This is a genomic window from Nocardia transvalensis NBRC 15921 (genome assembly GCF_000308875.1).
Taxonomy (GTDB): Bacteria; Actinomycetota; Actinomycetes; order Mycobacteriales; family Mycobacteriaceae; genus Nocardia; species Nocardia transvalensis.
In genome coordinates this window covers 19,341-36,386 of the sequence record NZ_BAGL01000125.1, presented here as the reverse complement: position 1 = coordinate 36,386, position 17,046 = coordinate 19,341, and the positions used below count along the sequence as shown (strand labels likewise).

The 17,046-nt window shown below is 68.1% G+C and carries 18 protein-coding genes; 13 read left to right on the top strand and 5 right to left on the bottom strand.

From position 1 onward, the window contains the following. Positions 1-20: 20 nt before the first annotated feature. Both ON41_RS34230 and ON41_RS34225 read right to left on the bottom strand, forming a co-directional pair. On the bottom strand, positions 21-1,664 hold the full coding sequence (locus tag ON41_RS34230) for an FAD-dependent oxidoreductase (RefSeq protein ID WP_051163144.1): 1,644 nt from the start codon (positions 1,662-1,664) through the stop codon (positions 21-23). Positions 1,665-1,702: 38 nt separating this feature from the next. After that, positions 1,703-3,238 carry an AMP-binding protein gene (locus ON41_RS34225; protein WP_040752646.1) on the bottom strand — a complete coding sequence of 512 codons (1,536 nt, stop codon included), beginning with the start codon at positions 3,236-3,238 and terminating at the stop codon, positions 1,703-1,705. Positions 3,239-3,587: 349 nt separating this feature from the next. On the opposite strand from ON41_RS34225, the gene ON41_RS34220 reads away from it, so the two are divergent. From ON41_RS34220 to ON41_RS34195, 6 genes are read left to right on the top strand one after another with little or no spacing between them, the layout of a single operon-like run. Beyond that, entirely contained in the window at positions 3,588-4,448 is an 861-nt protein-coding gene (locus ON41_RS34220; RefSeq protein WP_040752645.1) for a mycofactocin-coupled SDR family oxidoreductase, read from the top strand. A gap of 30 nt (positions 4,449-4,478) precedes the next feature. After that, on the top strand, positions 4,479-5,843 hold the full coding sequence (locus tag ON41_RS34215; protein WP_040752808.1) for a cytochrome P450: 1,365 nt from the start codon (positions 4,479-4,481) through the stop codon (positions 5,841-5,843). Next, positions 5,840-6,946 (top strand): amidohydrolase family protein, encoded by a 1,107-nt coding sequence (locus tag ON41_RS34210; RefSeq protein ID WP_040752643.1) that lies wholly within the window; start codon positions 5,840-5,842, stop codon positions 6,944-6,946. Before ON41_RS34215 ends, ON41_RS34210 begins: the two co-directional genes overlap by 4 nt. A gap of 12 nt (positions 6,947-6,958) precedes the next feature. Further along, positions 6,959-8,104: an amidohydrolase family protein gene (locus tag ON41_RS34205; protein ID WP_040752641.1), complete on the top strand. Its 1,146-nt coding sequence runs from the start codon at positions 6,959-6,961 to the stop codon at positions 8,102-8,104. After that, positions 8,104-8,493, top strand: coding sequence for a Rieske (2Fe-2S) protein (locus ON41_RS34200; RefSeq protein ID WP_040752639.1), 390 nt, complete (start codon positions 8,104-8,106; stop codon positions 8,491-8,493). The genes ON41_RS34205 and ON41_RS34200 overlap by 1 nt, the downstream gene beginning before the upstream one ends. Before the next feature lie 11 nt (positions 8,494-8,504). Further along, positions 8,505-9,371 carry an alpha/beta fold hydrolase gene (locus tag ON41_RS34195; RefSeq protein ID WP_040752638.1) on the top strand — a complete coding sequence of 289 codons (867 nt, stop codon included), beginning with the start codon at positions 8,505-8,507 and terminating at the stop codon, positions 9,369-9,371. Positions 9,372-9,415: 44 nt separating this feature from the next. Here ON41_RS34195 and ON41_RS34190 read toward each other — a convergent pair whose 3' ends face one another. Further along, positions 9,416-9,889, bottom strand: coding sequence for a hypothetical protein (locus tag ON41_RS34190; protein ID WP_040752807.1), 474 nt, complete (start codon positions 9,887-9,889; stop codon positions 9,416-9,418). 258 nt (positions 9,890-10,147) lie between these two features. Here ON41_RS34190 and ON41_RS34185 point away from each other — a divergent pair, with 258 nt between their 5' ends. Genes ON41_RS34185 through ON41_RS34170 form a run of 4 tightly spaced genes read left to right on the top strand, consistent with a single transcriptional unit; the run spans position 10,148 to position 14,053 of the window. After that, positions 10,148-11,455, top strand: a complete 1,308-nt coding sequence (locus ON41_RS34185) for an NADH-ubiquinone oxidoreductase-F iron-sulfur binding region domain-containing protein (protein ID WP_040752636.1) — start codon at positions 10,148-10,150, stop codon at positions 11,453-11,455. Further along, complete coding sequence (locus tag ON41_RS43690) at positions 11,452-11,739, top strand: ferredoxin (protein ID WP_083905832.1); 288 nt, start codon at positions 11,452-11,454, stop codon at positions 11,737-11,739. Before ON41_RS34185 ends, ON41_RS43690 begins: the two co-directional genes overlap by 4 nt. Next, on the top strand, positions 11,736-12,422 hold the full coding sequence (locus ON41_RS34175) for a TetR/AcrR family transcriptional regulator (protein ID WP_051163142.1): 687 nt from the start codon (positions 11,736-11,738) through the stop codon (positions 12,420-12,422). Before ON41_RS43690 ends, ON41_RS34175 begins: the two co-directional genes overlap by 4 nt. A 23-nt stretch (positions 12,423-12,445) precedes the next feature. After that, positions 12,446-14,053, top strand: a complete 1,608-nt coding sequence (locus ON41_RS34170; protein WP_040752634.1) for an FAD-dependent oxidoreductase — start codon at positions 12,446-12,448, stop codon at positions 14,051-14,053. 47 nt (positions 14,054-14,100) lie between these two features. Here ON41_RS34170 and ON41_RS34165 read toward each other — a convergent pair whose 3' ends face one another. Together ON41_RS34165 and ON41_RS42030 are read right to left on the bottom strand one after the other, a co-directional pair. Further along, positions 14,101-14,631, bottom strand: a complete 531-nt coding sequence (locus ON41_RS34165) for a class IV adenylate cyclase (RefSeq protein ID WP_040752632.1) — start codon at positions 14,629-14,631, stop codon at positions 14,101-14,103. Positions 14,632-14,961: 330 nt separating this feature from the next. Then, positions 14,962-15,114, bottom strand: a complete 153-nt coding sequence (locus tag ON41_RS42030; protein WP_157185732.1) for a hypothetical protein — start codon at positions 15,112-15,114, stop codon at positions 14,962-14,964. 218 nt (positions 15,115-15,332) lie between these two features. Here ON41_RS42030 and ON41_RS34160 point away from each other — a divergent pair, with 218 nt between their 5' ends. From ON41_RS34160 to ON41_RS34150, 3 genes are read left to right on the top strand one after another with little or no spacing between them, the layout of a single operon-like run. Beyond that, entirely contained in the window at positions 15,333-15,665 is a 333-nt protein-coding gene (locus tag ON41_RS34160) for a hypothetical protein (protein WP_040752801.1), read from the top strand. Then, positions 15,646-16,167, top strand: a complete 522-nt coding sequence (locus tag ON41_RS34155; protein WP_040752631.1) for a DUF6879 family protein — start codon at positions 15,646-15,648, stop codon at positions 16,165-16,167. Before ON41_RS34160 ends, ON41_RS34155 begins: the two co-directional genes overlap by 20 nt. Further along, on the top strand, positions 16,164-17,000 hold the full coding sequence (locus ON41_RS34150) for a helix-turn-helix domain-containing protein (protein WP_040752630.1): 837 nt from the start codon (positions 16,164-16,166) through the stop codon (positions 16,998-17,000). Before ON41_RS34155 ends, ON41_RS34150 begins: the two co-directional genes overlap by 4 nt. Positions 17,001-17,046: the final 46 nt, after the last annotated feature.

The following is a 17,046-nucleotide window of genomic DNA, read 5'->3' as shown; positions in this document are numbered from 1 at the left end:
CTCGTAACCTCCGCTGCTGCTCAGGAATCGACCGATTTACCGGTCGCGGCGGTGTGGCCGGCGCGGAAGCCCCACACCATGCCGGGCCCGATGGTCCCGCCCGCGCCGCCGTAGGCCCGGCCGGTGACGCCAGCCATGGCATTGCCCGCGGCGAACAGGCCGGGAATCACGGTGCCGTCGACGTGCACCACCCGGCCGTCGCGATCGGTGCGCGGGCCGCCCTTGGTGCCCATGGCGCCGACGGTGACCGGCACCGCGTAATAGGGGGCTGTGTCTATGGGTCCGAGGGTGCGGCCCGCCGGGGTGGCCGCGTTCTCGTCGCCCCACCAGCCGTCGTACGCGCTCGCGCCGCGGCCGAAGTCGGGGTCGGCCTCCGCGGCGACATAGCCGTTCCAGTCGGAGACGGTCGCGGTGAGCCCTTCCGGGTCGATACCGTTCTTGGCGCCCAGTTCGGCGAGATCGGCCGATTCGCAGAACCATTCGGGCACCGGGTCGCCGGGCGCGACGCCCAGGAATCCGTATCGCCGCAGGTGCTCGGCGTCGAACACGATCCAGCCGGGATCGTTGACGTATCCACCCTTGGGGTCGAGGTAATGGAAAGCGCCCGCCATCGAGTTGTACTCCGACGCCTCGTTGACGAACCGCCTTCCGGCGCGGTTGACCATGATGCTGCGCGGCCGGGTCCGCTCCAGGCGCACGCTGCGGCTGCGCGGCTTGCCCTCGATGGTGTCACCCGGAATGCGCACCACCGGCACCCACCACGCCTCGCTCATGGTGCCGAGATCCGCCCCGCGCGCCATCGCCATGCGCAGGCCGTCGCCGGTGTTGTTCGGCGGAGACACCGGGCCGTGCATCGGACCGCGCAGATAGGCGCGGACCAGATCCGGATCCCATTCGAAGCCGCCGGTCGCCAGCACCACGCCGTTGCGGGCCCGAACCGTGAAATCACCTGTCTCGGAAGCGATCCGGACGCCGGTGACGGTCCGTCCGTCGGCGATCAGCTCCACCGCCCGCGCGCCGGTGTGCAGCGCGACCCCGGCGTCGAGGACACCGGCGAGCAGTCCGGCGACGAGTGCGGTCCCCGCGACACACAGATCAGCCGAAGCGTCCGTCGCGCCCGCGTGCAGCCGGGCGCGGGTCTCGGCGTCGAAACCCACATTGCTCCAGTCGGCGGGGAAGGCGGTGATGCGGTCGCGCCACTCGCCGAGCCGGGCGAGATCGAACGCGACCGGGCTCAGCGAGCGGCCGCCGCCCGGACGCCCGCCGGGCAGCTCCGGCTTGTAATCCGGGAAGCCGTCGGCGATCTCGAACCGCGTCCCGCTGTGCGCCTCGACGAACTCCACCATCGCAGCGCCGGTGCGCACGAAGGTTTCGACCAGTTCGTCGTCCATCGACCCCAGCGACTGGGCATGCAGGTAACTGAGCGCGTCGGCGATCGTCAGCGGACCGTCCGGGGACCGGTCGTGCGCCGGAATCCACGCGATGCCACCCGATACGGCGCTCGTCCCGCCGACGGTGGCCGCCTTCTCGAAGACGGCCACGGAGGCGCCGCGCACGGCGGCGGTGAGCGCGGCGGTCAGGCCCGCGGCACCGCTACCCAGGACGACGACGTCGACGGTGACCTCGCCGTCCCGCGAACCGGCGGATCCTGCGCGAGAATTCATGAGACCTCCATTCGCGAATGAGTAGAATCATATTCTCGTCAGATGGATGTGGCAATCCGCTCACGGATCAGATGTTTGCGGACCTTGCCGCTGGCGGTCCGCGGATAGTCCTCGACCTGGAACAATCGCTCCGGCCACTTCTGCCGCGCCACCCCCGCCGCCGCGAAACGCGCACGGACGGCATCCAGCTCGGGCAGCTCGCGACCCGGCCGGATGCGCAGGACGGCGGCGACGGCCTCCCCCAGCCGGTCGTCCGGGACCGCCACGACCACGGCCTCGGCCACCTCGGCCATCCCCGCGAGGACCTCCTCGACCTCCAGCGCGCTGACGTTCTCCCCGCCGCGAATGATGATGTCGGACTTGCGATCCGTGACCGTGAGACAGCCGCCGGGGTCGAGTACGCCGATATCGCCGGTGTGATACCAGCCGTCGGCGTCGAACATCCGCGCGGTCAGCGCCTCGTCGGTGTAGCCGAGGCAGAGATCCGGCCCGCGGCTGAGGATTTCGCCGTCCTCGGCCAGCCGGATCTCCACGCCCGGCATCGGACGGCCGTCGGTCGACAGGCGCTCGAACTCCGGCGCGGTGAACTGCGAGGACGTGATCGAGGGGTGTTCGGTACTGCCGTAGGCCCGGAACGCGATCAGGCCCAGATCCGTGAGCCGGCGGGTGACCGCGACGGGCACCGACGAGCCGCCGAGCCCGACATGACGGAAGTGGTCGAGATGCTTCGGAGCGAAGTCCGGATGATCCAGCAGGCTGGTCACGAAATACGGCGGACCGCCGCCGATCGACAACCCGTCGCTCTCCATGAGCGACAAGGCGCGGCCCGGATCCCAGACGTCCAGCAGGTGCACCGGCTTGCCGCGCATCACGGGCAGGAAGAAGGCGCCGATCATGCCGATGAAATGACCGACCGGGGTGGCGGTGAGATGCGTCCCCTGATCGAGCGCGTTCTGCTCGGCGAGCTGGCGGGCCTCGCAGCCCAGGGTCTGGTGGCTGTGTATCACGCCCTTGGGCACACTCGTCGTCCCCGAGGTGAACGCGATGAGCGCGGGCCCGGCCGGATCGGCCGGCACCGGGGCGGCCAGCGGCTCGTCGGCCAGCAGCGTCTCGAAATCCGCCCCGACCACGCCGACGATCGGAACCCCCGCGCAGACAGCGGGATCGAAGGCCATCCGGCCGAACCGCTCGGCGGTGACGAAGACCGCGGGCCGCACGGTCTCGAGGATGTGCGCGACCTCCTTGCGGCCGTAGAAGTGCACGATCGGCACCACCACCGCGCCGAGCAGCGACGCCGCCCAGAAGGTCGCGGCGGCCTCCATCCAGTTCGGCAGCTGGAACGCGACGGCGTTGCCGGGGCCGACCCCGCGCGCCCGCAGACCGGCCGCGAGCCGGCGGGCCACGAGTTCCACCTCGCCGAAGGTGCCCGACCACGGCCGGACCTGCGAATGAACGCGGAATTCGGCCTCGGGGGCCGCGGCGAGGCCGCGGTTCAGCAGGTCGCCGAGCGTCTCGCGACGCCACCAGCCCGCGCTCTCGTACCGGGTTCGCAACTGTTCGGGGACGGTTCGCATCGGGGTCTCCCTCGTTCCGGGAACCGGGCGCCTCTCCGGGCCGAACGCACCATCGAATACGCCCGTCTCTGACGTTGACGAAAATAACGTTCTCACCTAGCGGAAGTCTCACATTCACCGAGATTGGCCCGAGTCTTCCGTGGTCGAGCGGCTTTAATGACGCGGAGCGAGCGATCCCCTGACGGGCGGCTGCGCGCCGAAAACCTTGCGGCACAGGATTCTCAAGAGTAACGTTCTCATCTACTGCAAGGAAAATTCTTGCCAGTGGACGGCCGCTGCGACCCTTTGTCGTGCGCACCCGGCGCCGCGCCTGCCGGCGCAGCGGCACCAGAGAACGGAAGGGTCAGCTGTGGGACGTGTCGAAGGTAAGGTCGCGTTCATCACCGGCGCGGCGCGCGGGCAGGGTCGCAGTCATGCGGTCCGGCTCGCCGAAGAGGGCGCCGACATCATCGCGATCGATCTGTGCGAGGACATCTCGACCATCGGCTACGCGCTCGCGCGGCCCGAAGATCTGGAGGAGACCGCGAACCTGGTCAGCAAGACCGGGCGGCGCGTGGTCACGGCCAAGGCCGACGTGCGCAGCGCCGAGCAGCTGCAGGCCGCGGTGGACAACGGGATTCGCGAACTGGGCAGGCTCGACATCGTCGTCGCCCAGGCCGGTATCGCCGGTATGAAGGGGCAGCCGGCTCTACAGGCGTGGATCGACGTGATCAACACGAACCTGATCGGCACCATCAACGCCATCCAGGTCTCCCTCGGGCATCTGAAGGAGGGCGCGTCGATCATCGCGACCGGCTCCACCGCCTCGCTGATCGACATCAACAAGATCGACAACCCGGGCAACGATCCGGGCGGCATGGCCTACGTGCACTCGAAGCGCGCCCTGACGGGGTACGTCTACGAACTGGCCCGCCAGCTGGCGCCGCGCGGCATCCGCGCGAATGTCGTGCACCCCACCAACTGCAACACCCCGATGTTGCAGAGCGAGCCGATGTACCGCTCGTTCCGGCCCGACCTCGAGAATCCGACCCGCGCGGATGCCGAACCGGTCTTCGGTGTGCAGCAGGCCATGCGCATCCCCTATGTCGAGCCCGAGGACATCAGCAACGCCGTCGTGTACCTGGCCTCCGAGGAGTCCCGGTACGTCACTGGCACGCAGATGCGCGTCGACGGTGGTGGCTACCTGAAGTCGTACGACTACCACATCTGATCTGCGGGGATCAGCGGAGGGATGGATATCGTGAGCATCGACGAGACAGTCGCCGATTCGGACCGCAAGAAGAACCGGTACGACTTCGACCGGCACACGCCCGAATACCGGCACCGGTTCGTGGAGATCACCCAGGATATGCAGGCCAAGTGCCCGGTCGCCTGGAGTGAGACCTACGACGGGCACTGGGTGGCCGCGGGCAGCTCCGCGGTCTTCGAACTCGCCCGGTGCCCGCACGTCTCCAACGACCACGACCTGAACGGGGAACGCAAGGGCTACAAGGGGATTTCGATCCCGACGGCGCAGCGCGTGCAGGCCGTGCGCGGCGGCATGCTGGAGATGGACGATCCCGAGCATCGCACCTACCGGCAGGCCCTCAATCCCTATCTGTCCCCCGCCGCGGTCAAGCGCTGGGAGCCGGTCGTCGACGAGATCGTCCGGGCCGCCCTCGACGAGAAGATCGAGAGCGGGCACATCGACTTCGTCGACGACCTCGCCAATATCGTCCCGGCCGTCCTGACCCTCGGCATGCTCGGAATCCCGTTGCGGCAGTGGTCGATGTACAGCGAGCCGGTGCACGCGGCGGTGTACACGCCCGAGGATTCGCCCGATGCGGCGCGGGTCGCGGAGATGCACCGGGCCATGGGCCTGGACCTGTTGAACAATCTGATCGAGATCAAGGCCAATCCGCGCCCCGGCCTGGTGGACGGGCTGATCAAGCTGCGGATCGACGGGGAGCCGGCGCCGGACCTCGAGATCCTCGGCATGCTGGGCCTGCTCATCGGCGGCGGCTTCGACACCACCACCGCGCTCACCGCGCACTCGCTGGAATGGCTGTCGGAACATCCGGACGAGCGCACCCTGCTCAGCACCGAGCGCGAGCACCTGCTCGACTCGGCGACCGAGGAGTTCCTGCGCTACTTCACCCCCGCCCCGGGCGACGGCCGCACCATCTCCGAGGACTTCGAGATCGAGAACACCCGGTTCAAAGAGGGTGAGCGCCTGTGGCTGTCGTGGGCGATGGCCAACCGCGACCCGCAGGTCTTCCCGGACCCGAACGACGTCATCCTGGACCGGCGCGGCAACCGGCACTTCAGCTTCGGGCTCGGGGTGCACCGCTGCATCGGCTCGAATGTGGCGCGCACCGTGTTCAAGGCGATGGTCACCGCGGTCCTGGACCGGATGCCGGACTACCGCTGCGACCCCGAGGGGACCGTGCACTACGAGACCATCGGCGTCATCCAGGGCATGCGCAAGCTGCCGGCCACCTTCACGCCAGGCCCGCGGCTGGGCCCGGGACTCGAGGAGACCCTGGAGAAGTTGCAGCGGATCTGTGACAAGCAGGAACTCGCCGCGCCGGTGACGGAGCGGCCCGATCGGGCGCGTATCGAATGAGGACGGCACCCGGCGGCGCCGCCGTCCCCGTCATCGACGCGAGCGTGCACATCTTCTTCGCCTCGAACCGGGATATGCGCGGATTCCTGCGCGAGCCGTTCGCCAGCCGCGGCATCCCCGATGCGGAGATGGATTGGTACGGCGCACCGGGCGGGGAGTACGCCGAGGGCACGCGCGGGCCGAGCAAGCGGGGACCGAACAAAGGGTATCCGGGGTCGGATCCCGAATTCGCCGGCGAGCAACTGTTCGTCGAGCGCGGCGTGGATGTCGCGGTCCTGCACCCGATGACCCGCGGCGTCCTGCCCGACCGGCACCTGACCACGGCGATGCTGTCCGCGCACAACGAGATGATGGTCTCGCGGTGGCTGGAGTCGAACCGGTTCGCCTCCCGGTACCGGGGCACGATCCGGGTGAATCCGGAGGACATCCCAGGCGCGCTGCGCGAAATCGACAGGTGGGCAAGCCATCCCGGCGTGGTGCAGGTCGGCATCCCGCTACAGTCCCGCGAGCTGTACGGTAAGCCGCAGTTCTGGCCCCTGTGGGAGGCGACGGCCGCGGCCGGGTTGCCGGTGGCCGCGCATATCGAGACCGGCGAGAGTATCGCGTTCCCGCCCACGCCGTCCGGGCACACCCGGACCTACGAGCAGTACCTCGGCTTCATGTCGCTGAACTACATCTATCACCTGATGAACATGATCGCCGAGGGTGTGTTCGAGCGGATACCGGAGCTGAAGTTCGTCTGGTCCGACGGGGCCGCCGATATGCTGACGCCCTTCACCTGGCGCATGGACACCTTCGGCCGGCCGCATCTGGAGCAGACGCCGTGGGCGCCGCGCATGCCCAGCGACTATCTGCCCGGCCACGTCTACTTCGTGCAGGGCGGTCTCGACGGGCCCGGCGACACCGACTTCGCCTCCGAGTGGCTGGGATTCACCGGCAAGGAGGACATGGTGATGTTCGGGTCCAGCTACCCGCACCGGCACTGCGCCGACGCCGCCGCGCTGCCGTCCGCGCTCACCGCCGCACAGCGCGAGAAGCTGTTGTGGCGCAACGCGTCCCGGCTCTACGGCATCGACGTTCCCGCCGCCGCGGCTACCACCTAGAGGGAGACGACCATGACGCTGGCACACCGGCAACACCGCGCCCCGGCACCGGAACAGGTCGCCGTCCGGGTGGTCGACTCGGACGTCCATCCGGTGCCGCGCCGCGGGGAGCTCGTCGAGTACATCCCGGAACCGTTCCGGACGAACTACTTCATGAGCCACCGGGTCGGCGACACGATCATCTACGACGCCCCCGACTACGCGCACACCTACGCGATGCGCGCCGACACCTTCCCCGAGGGCGGCGAATTCCCCGGCAGCGACCCGGAACTCGCGTTCCGGCAGCTGATCGTCGAGGCCGGATCGGATATCGCGATCCTGGAGCCGACGGTCAAGGCGGCCCGCCTGCCGGAGGCCACCCAGGCGATGGCGACCGGCGTCAATCACTGGCTGGCCAATCACTGGCTGGATTCGACCAACAACTGGCATCAGCGGTGGCGCGGATCGATCTGCGCCGCCATCGATGATCCGCAGGGCGCGGTGCGGGAGATCGAGCACTGGGCCGGGCATCCGTACATGGCGCAGATTCTGATCAAGGCCGAGCCGCGTCCGGCCTGGGGCGATCCGAAGTACAACCCGATCTGGGAGACGGCCACCAAGCACGATCTCGTGGTCAGCTGCCATCTCGGCCGCGGCGCGTACGAGACGATGCCCATGCCGCCGGTCGGATTCCCCAGCTACAACCACGATTTCATGGTCACGTACTCGCTGCTGGCGGCGAATCAGATCATGAGCCTGATCTTCGACGGCGTCTTCGACCGCTTCCCGGCGCTGCGCATCGTCTTCGTGGAACACGCCTTCACCTGGATCCTGCCGCTGATGTGGCGGATGGACGCCATCTACGAGGCGCGGCGCTCGTTCACCGGGATCCGGCGCAAGCCCTCGGAGTACGTCAAGGACCACATCAAGTTCACGACCCAGCCGCTGGACTACCCCGAGGACAAGACCGAACTGACCCGGGCGTTCGAGTGGATGTCGGCCGACAAGATCCTGCTGTACTCCTCGGACTACCCGCACTGGACGTTCGACGATCCGCGCTGGCTGGTGAAACATCTGCCGGTCGCGGCGCGCGATAATGTCATGTACCGCAACGGGATCGAGACGTATCACCTTCCGGAGTCGGTGCCGGCCGTCGACGGTCAGCGGCGGGTGCTGTGATGGCCGATCCTGTGGAACCCCGGCTGGCCCAGGGACGCGAGCATGTCGTGGCGACCGTCGACGAGATACCACCCGGCTCGTCCAAGGTGGTGCCCATCGGGCGGCACGGGGTCGGCGTCTACAACGTCAACGGCACGTACTACGCCATCGCGAACTACTGCCCGCACGAAGGCGGGCCGCTGTGTTCCGGCCGGGCCCGTGGTCGCACGGTCGTGGACGACTCTGTGCCCGGTGACCAGGTGATGGTGCGTGATCAGGAGTTCATCTACTGCCCGTGGCATCAGTGGGGATTCGAACTCGCGACCGGAACGACGGCGGTGAAGCCCGAGTGGAGCATTCGCACCTATCCGGTGCGGGTCGTCGGTGATTCGGTGATCGTCCAGGCGTGAAAGGAGGTCGCATGCCCACGGTGGTCGTGAACGGCGGCAAGGTCGCCTACGAAATACTCGGCAGCTCAGGCGATCTCATCGTCCTGACACCGGGGGGACGCTTCGGAACGGACGTGCCCGGCCTGCGCCCGCTGGCCGAAGCACTCGTCGCGGGCGGCTACCGGGTGCTGCTGTGGGACCGTCCCAACTGCGGGGCCTCGGACGTGCAGTTCTACGGGCAGTCCGAATCGCATATGCGCGCCGAGACTCTCAACGGATTGCTCGACGCGCTGGATGCCGAGCCGTGCGTGCTGGCGGGCGGGTCGGGCGGCGCGCGCGATTCGATGCTGACGGCCATGCTCTATCCGGAGCGGGTCACCAAGCTGGCGCTGTGGAACATCGTCGGCGGGGTGTACGGGCTGTTCAATCTCGGTGCGTTCTATGTACTTCCGAGCTTGCAGGTGGTGCGTGGCGCGGGGCCCGAGGGGCTGCCGCGGATGCGGGAGTGGCGCGAGCGGATCGAGCAGAACCCCGACAACAAGCAGCGCCTGCTGGATCTCGATCGGGACGAGTTCGTCAAGCTGTCGCTGCGGTGGCTCAACGCCTACGTGCCCAAGCCGGGGCAGACCATCGCCGGGGTGGACGACGAGATGTTCGACCGGATCCGGGTGCCCACCCTCATCATTCGCGGCGGCGCGCGCGATCTGGACCATCCCAAGCGCACCTCGCTCGAGGTGAGCTGCCTGATCGAGGGCTCGACGCTGATCGATCCGCCGTGGCCCGAGGACGCGTGGGAGCGGGCTGTCGAGGACCGCGGGTCGGGCCGGGTGGACCACTACAACCTCTTCGAGACGTGGGTGCAGGCGGCCCCGGCGATCCTGTCTTTCCTGGACAGTTGATGGACGGTCATCCGCTACCGGCGCCGGGCGGTCGCCCGCGCCGCTCACCGCGTCCGGATCCGGACCTCACAGTTCAGCGACGCCTCCAGCGCGGTGTGGATCCGGCTCTCCGGCACCCGCGCCAGGTCGGCCTCGGGCAGCGTCACGTGCACGATGTCGAACCCGTCGGTCCCCGGCTCGCGCACGACGTCACCGCTCAGCCCGAACCCCGCGAGCACCCCGTGCGCGTCGTCGTCGGTCCCCCGGCTCACGAAGGTCACCACCCCCGCCACCGCCTCGGTCCCGAACGCCTTGGCGCACAACCGAACCGCCTCTTGCACGGTGGCCTCCGCATCCTCCCCGGTAACCAGCAACTGAACCTCCCGCCGGCGCGGCGGCTTGTTCACCACATCGTTGTCGAGCACCTCGGCCCCCAGCGCCCCCGCACTCTCCCGCAGCACCCCCAAACCCCGAGCCACCTGCTCCCCGCCGAGTTCCCCCGCCGGATCCACATCGACCCGCACCACCGCCGTCCTCATGATCGCCAGCGTAGCCCCGGCGTGCAGCCCGCCGCCACACCCGGCGCGGGGTCCGCCGCCGCCCCTGGCACCGAGCACGCCGCTATCCCCGGCACCGCGCCCACCACTGTCCCCGGCACCGCGCCCACCACTGTCCCCGACGCCGCGCCCACCACTTTCCCCGACGCCGCGCCCACCACTTTCCCGGCGCGCTGTTGGCCGGGAACCCCTGTCCCCCAAGCACTCCCGACGAGTGAGTCTCCGCCGAGAGAGGTTGCCATGCCAGAGACCTTCGCGCCGACCGGGGCGCTCACCGTGGCCGCGCTGCCGGGGTGCACGCCCCGCCTGCTGCGGCCGCTCGGCACGGTCGAGGACTGCGCCGAGTATCTGGCCGGTGGGGGGTATCGGCCGCTCGCCTCCGCGGAGGCGTTACTGGACGAGGTGCGGCGCAGCGGGCTGCGCGGGCGTGGGGGCGCGGCGTTCCCGCTCGCGATCAAGCTGGGTACGGTGCGCGACGCCCATCTGCGCGGGAGCGCGACCGTCGTCGTCGCCAACGGCGAGGAGGGCGAACCGGCCTCGGTCAAGGACAAGTGGCTGCTGCGCAACCGCCCGCATCTTGTGCTGGACGGGCTGCGCCTGGCCGCCGCCGTCGCCGGCGCGCGCCGCGCGTATGTGTACGTGTCCGACGAGGAGTCCGCGCGGCGGGTGGACGCGGCGCTCACCGAACTCGACACGGCCGGTATCACCGAGGTCGCGATCGAACTCGTCACCGTCGCACCGGGTTACGTCGCCGGGGAGGAGACCGCGGCGATCCGCGCGATCGACGGCGGCCCGGCGAAACCGACCGACAAACCCCCGCGCCCGTTCGAGCAGGGCGTCGGCGGGTCGCCGACGGTGGTGAGCAATGTCGAGACGCTGGCCCACCTGCCGTTCGTGCACCGTCACGGCGGCGCGGAGTTCCGCACCGTCGGCACGGCCGAATCTCCCGGCACTTTCCTGGCCACGGTCACCGGTGCCGGCCGCTCCCCCGCGCTCTACGAACTCCCGCACGGCACACCGTTCGCCGACCTGCTCGCCCTGCACGGCGTACCCGCGCGGGATGTGCGCGGCGCACTCATGGGCGGCTACTTCGCGGGGACGGTGGGACGCGAAATACTCGACGCCACACTGGATCACGCGTCGATCCTCGCGCTCGGCAGCGGCCTCGGCTGCGGGGCGATCGCCCTGCTCACCCGCGAGTGTCCCGTCGCCGTCGGCGCGGCCGTGCTGAGCTACTTCGACCGCGAGAACGCCGGCCAGTGCGGTTCCTGTTTCAACGGCACCGCAGCCATGGCCGCGGCGGCCTCCGCCCTGCGCGACGGGCGGGCCACCGCGGCGGATGTCGACCGGCTGCGGCGCTGGTCGGTGGTCCTGCGCGGCCGGGGCGCCTGCGGCACCCTCGACGGGGCCGCCAATGCCGCGGCGGCCCTGGTCACCCGGTTCGACGCCGAGGTCGCCGCGCATCTCGCGGGCCGGTGCGCGACCTGTGCGGACGGTATCTACCTGGCCGACCGCCCCTTCGACGCCCAGGCGGTGATGATCCCGTGAGAATTCGTCTCGACCGGACGCTGTGCGACGGCTTCGGCATCTGCGCACGCCACGCCCCCGGGCACTTCTCCCTCGACGATTGGGGCTACGCCTCCCTCGAGGGCGACGGCACTGTCACCCCCGCCGACCGCGACGGCGTCCTGCGCGCCTTGCTGGACTGCCCAGTGCACGCGATCACCGTCCTGCGCGACCCCGAGTCTTCTTCCCCCGCAATACCTTCTGGGGACTCGAGAGCCGCGACGCCCGCTTCCGCGGAGGCACGGGACGGGGGGCCGGGGCGATGACCGACACCGGCGAGTACCCTCCGGACGCCGACCCGGCGGGCGACGGCGACCGGCTGCCCGCCTGGAAGCAGCGGGCGGTGGAGCGTTCCCTGCGCTCGGCCAAGGCGCGGGCGGGCCAGCGGGTGCAGCGATTCCTGGACTCCGCACAGGCCATCATCACCGAGAAGGGCAGTACGGACTTCACCGTCCAGGAGGTGGTCGACCGCTCCCGGCAGTCGCTGCGCAGCTTCTACCTGCAATTCGACGGGAAACACGATCTGCTGCTGGCGCTGTACGAGGACGCCCTCGGCCGCACGACCGATCAGATCCGGGCGGCCACCGCCAACAGCGCGCACCCGCTGGACAAGGTCCGTACCGCCGTGGAGCTGCTGTTCCAGCTGTGCCGTCCCGATCCGCACGCGCGCCGCCCGCTGTTCACCGAATTCGCGCCGCAGCTGCTGAGTTCGCATCCGGCCCAGATCCGGCTCGCGCACGCGGCGCTGTTCGCGTTGTTCACGGAGTTGCTGACCGAGGCCGACCGCGACGGTCGCCTGCATCTCGGCGCGAATCCGCGCCGGCTGGCGGCGCTGACCATGCAGACCGTCATGTTCATCGCTCAGCCGACCGCGACCGCGGCCGAGTCGCGTCCCATCACCGCCGACGAGGTCTGGAACTTCTGCGCCCACGGGCTCACCACGCCCTGACGGTCACATCCGAGGAGGTCGACGTGGCTTACGTCATCACCCAGAACTGCTGCAAGGATGCCAGTTGCGTCTCGGCGTGCCCGGTGGACTGCATCCGGCCCGCCGATCCCGACTCCGAACCCGGCACCCAGATGCTCTACATCGATCCGGAGACGTGCATCGACTGCGGTGCCTGCGTGGACGAATGCCCGGTGGAGGCGATCTACTCCGAATTCGATCTGCCCCCGGAGCTGGAACGCTTCCGCGATATGAACGCCGAGTACTTCCGCCGCCATCCATTGGAACCGGGTCCGCTGGAACCGGTGGCCGCGCGCCGGCCGGTCGCGCCGGGCGCACTGCGGGTCGCGGTGGTCGGTGCGGGGCCCGCGGCCTGCTACGCCGCCACCGAACTGCTGGACAGCGGCGCGGAGGTGGATCTGTTCGAGCGGCTGCCGACGCCCTTCGGCCTGATCCGGGCCGGTGTCGCGCCGGACCACCAGCGCACCAAATCGGTGGTGCGGATCTTCGACAAGGCGTTCGCGGACAGCCGTTTCGGTTGCCATCTCAATGTCGAGATCGGTCGCGACCTCACGCACGCCGACCTGCTCGCCCACCACCACGCCGTGATCTACGCCGTCGGCGCCTCCGCCAGCCGCGATCTCGACATCCCCGGCGCCGACCTGCCGGGCCACCACGCCGCCGCGGACTTCGTCGGCTGGTACAACGGCCACCCCGACCATGCCGGCCGCGAATTCGATCTGTCGTCGCCGCGCGTGGTGGTGATCGGGAACGGCAATGTTGCCTTGGATGTGGCGCGGGTGCTGCTCATGCCACCGGATGCGTTGGCCGCCACCGATATCGCCGACCACGCGCTGCGAGCCCTGTCGGAGAGCCGGGTCGAAGAAGTGGTCGTCCTCGGCCGCCGCGGCCCGCGCGACGCCGCCTTCTCCGTCGGCGAATTCCACGCCCTGGGCCACCTGCCCGGCATCGATGTCGTCATCGACGGCGGTGACCTGGACCCCCATCCCGACGACGACGTAGAGACGGCCCTGAAACTGGAGATCGCCCGCGAATTCGCCGCCCGCCCAACCACTCCCGGCAACAAACGCATCGTCTTCCGATTCTCCGCCTCCCCCGCCGAATTCACCGGCGAAGGCCGGGTCCAGGGGCTCACCGTCACGCAGTCGACCGAAAACAACGGAGCCACAACGGAAACGATCGACACCTCCCTGGTCCTCCGATCGATCGGCTACCGCGGCCTCCCCCTCGACGGCCTCCCCTACAACCCCAGCACCGGCACCATCCCCCACGAACACGGCCGCGTCATCGACGGTGCCGGTACCCCCATCCCGGGCGTCTACGTCACCGGCTGGATCAAACGCGGCCCCCGAGGCGTAATCGGCACCAACCGCTCCTGCGCCGCCGAAACCGTAACCTCCCTCCTCACCGACTTCACCACCGGAACCCTCAACCGCGAGGTAGGCACCCGAGAAGCCTTGCGCACCACCATGTCCGACAGCGGCCTCCACCCTCTCGACTGGCCCGCCTGGCGCGCCATCGACACCGCCGAACGCGATCTGGGCACGGCCGCAGCCCGCCCCCGAGTCAAGTTCGTCTCCATCGATGAGATGCTTGCGGTAGCCCGGGGGTGACCCGGCCGGAGAGCCCAACCGTCATGGCGAGATAGTCGACGGCCTGGTCAGAAGCGGAGTTCGGGGATGGTGTTGAGGTCGATGCCGTGGCGTGCGTAGATCTTGATGGTGTTCTCGCCGGTGAGGTCGGACTCGGTGTATCCGAGGAGTTCGGCGGTGTGGATTACGTCGGCCTTGGTGGCGGCTTCGATTTCCAGGTAGGGCGGGATTCGTGGCCAGGTGTCGAGTTCGAGCTGTGCGCCGTCGAGGGTGAAGCTGACGCGCTTGGTTTCCTGGTATGACTTGGCTGTGAAGCCGAGCATCTCGAGCAGGGTGTTGGTGGCGGCGAAGTCGTCCACGTTCACCTCTACTTCGTGGGTGCCGTCGATGGCGTCGCTGGTGATCTCTTTGACCGCGAGTGTGGTGCCAGTTCCGTTGTCGCGCAGCCTGATCCACTTGGATTGGTCGCCGGGTGTGATGTCGTAGACGTAGCGGCGCATGATGCGTTCGCCGAGTTTGTGTCCGCCTCGTTCCCGGATGCGGCGCTCGATGGTGTCGGGGTCGATATCGAGGATCTTGGCTTCGTGCTCGATGGCCACTGGTGACTTCTCCTGATCGGGTAGACGTGTGGACTGGCGTTATCCGGCCCGCTGGGTCGCCGAGCGCCGGCTCAGCGTCTCGTCAAGCGCGGCCACGGACACGGGCCACGCGTGTGATGAGTGCGGCCAAGACGCCTCGATGAGATGCTCGCGGTGGCCCTGGGGTGACCCGGACAGAGAGCCAAACTCAGCCCTGTTCGCGATCGATACGCTCACGGATCGCACGCACGCTACGGCCTTTCGGCGGTCGCTGAGGCCAAAACGCGCATCCCGCAATGACTACCAACGGGATACCGATCGCGATTACCAGCCCGACTTGCCAGTCGAGCATCAGGAAGCCTCCATGCCGTGGTCCTCTTCCGGCCCGACATCGGTGACGAACAGTTCCAGGCGTGTGCCTGGTTCTTCGTCATCCGCGTCGCCGTAGTCCCAGAGTTCGAGAAAGCCGCCCGGAAACTCGTAAAGCCTTGTATGCCTCACCATCTCGACTCCTGCCTAGGCCGTTGGAAGGCTCCCCACGACCGGGTGGGCGTCACATGTCGCGGGGGCCGACACAGACGCTACGAAGACGCAATCGGCATAGTCCATGGTCATGCTTCAATATGCTCTGATAGCTGGAACAGGTAGGATTATGCAGATAGTGGGTGGATAATCGACTCTGCCGAAGCATGATCATGCATGAACCGATCGGAGGCCACACCATGAAGTTGAGTTTCCTCGGCAAGGGTGGTTCGGAAGGCGGCGGATGTCCGGCTCTCTTCTCCACCGACACAGGCACATACGTCGTGCAAGGGTGGGAAACGAGTACGGCAGGAGCCGTCGAGATACCGCATCTGCTTCTGGGGTTCGCTGAGCCGAACACGTTCGTGGGTGCGACGATGACCGACACCGGGCGCGGGACTTTTCTTCTGCACGGCACAGCGCTGGCGGACTTGGAAGTGCTCGCCCAGATGGACATCGCGCCCGGCGAGACAGCGGTTGAGGTACCCAAGGTCGAGAGGATGTTCTACGGGAATGCTGCTAGCGCAGGGTGAGGCGTTCATCGATCTGTTTCGAGAGGCTGAGCGGGAGGCGTTCCATCTCGAGGTCAGGGATGACTATTACCCGTCGGACTATCCGCCTCTAGTCCGGTTCCTAGCCGACGAAACCGACGATTACGAGTGGTTTCAACCATGGCTCGACCACGTTCGGGAAACTACTGGCCGGGGTGTGGCGGTGAACCGGGCACGCGTGGTCACCGTTCCACACAACGACTACACCCGGTACGCGAAACATGTTGCACGCCTGAATGTCGCTGCGGGCGAGGAAGTGCGGTATCTATCCCGCCACAGGATCGATGGCGACGAGCTGACGGCCGATGATTGGTGGATCTTCGATGACTCGGTCGTGGCCTTCACCATTTTCGAGCCCGGTACGAACGGGCGGTGGGTCGGCGGTGCGGTAACCACTGATCCTCACGTGGTCGGCTACATCCGGACGGTCAAAGAACGAGTGTGGTCGCTGGCTGTTCCGCTGTCGGAATACGACGAGCCGTGACGGATTCGCTGGATGAGGCCAAAGAAGCTCTCGGGGCCCGGCTCCGGGAGCTTCGCCACGATGCGGGCATGACGGGGACGGAGCTTGCCCGCCGTGCCGGTTGGCATCAGACGAAGGTGTCGAAGATCGAGTACGGGAAGACCAGGCCGACCGATGACGATGTTCGAGCTTGGTGCGTCCACACCGGTGCCGAAAGTCAGATACCGGATCTGATCGCCACGCTCCGCAATATCGAGTCAGCGTGGCTGGAGTGGCGGCGAGTATTGGGCAGCGGTATCAAACGACGCCAGCAGCTGTCGATCAAGTTGGAAGCCGATACCGAGGTTATGCGGGTGTATCACCCGTTCCTGATCCCGGGCCTGCTCCAAACGGCGGAGTATGCCGAGGGCGTGCTGAGAAGCGTCGTCGAGTTCCACCAAGTACCGAACGATATCGAGCAGGCCGTCTCCAAACGCCTGGAACGCCAACAGATCCTGTACCGCCGCGGCCATCGGTTCCACTTCGTCATTGCGGAGCAAGCGTTGTGTACGACGGTCGGCGACAACCGGACCATGACCGGTCAGCTGGACCGGCTGCTCGCCGTCGTAGGAATGCCGAGGGTCACGATCGGCATCGTGCCGGCCGAAGCGCCGTACCGGGTATCGATGACGAACTTCGCCATATTCGACAATCGCATGGTCATGGTCGAGACAGCGACGGCGGAGATGACGGTAACTCAGCCGAGGGAGATAGCCCAGTATGGACGGGCATTCGACGTTCTGGTCGGCCAGTCGCTGACAGGGGATCGCGCCCGAGGGTTGATCCAGCGGGCGCTCGAGTTCAGGAGTCGATAGACCGGTTCGGCCGCCGCCGGGTCGTCACGGTGGCGCTCGGAGGAAG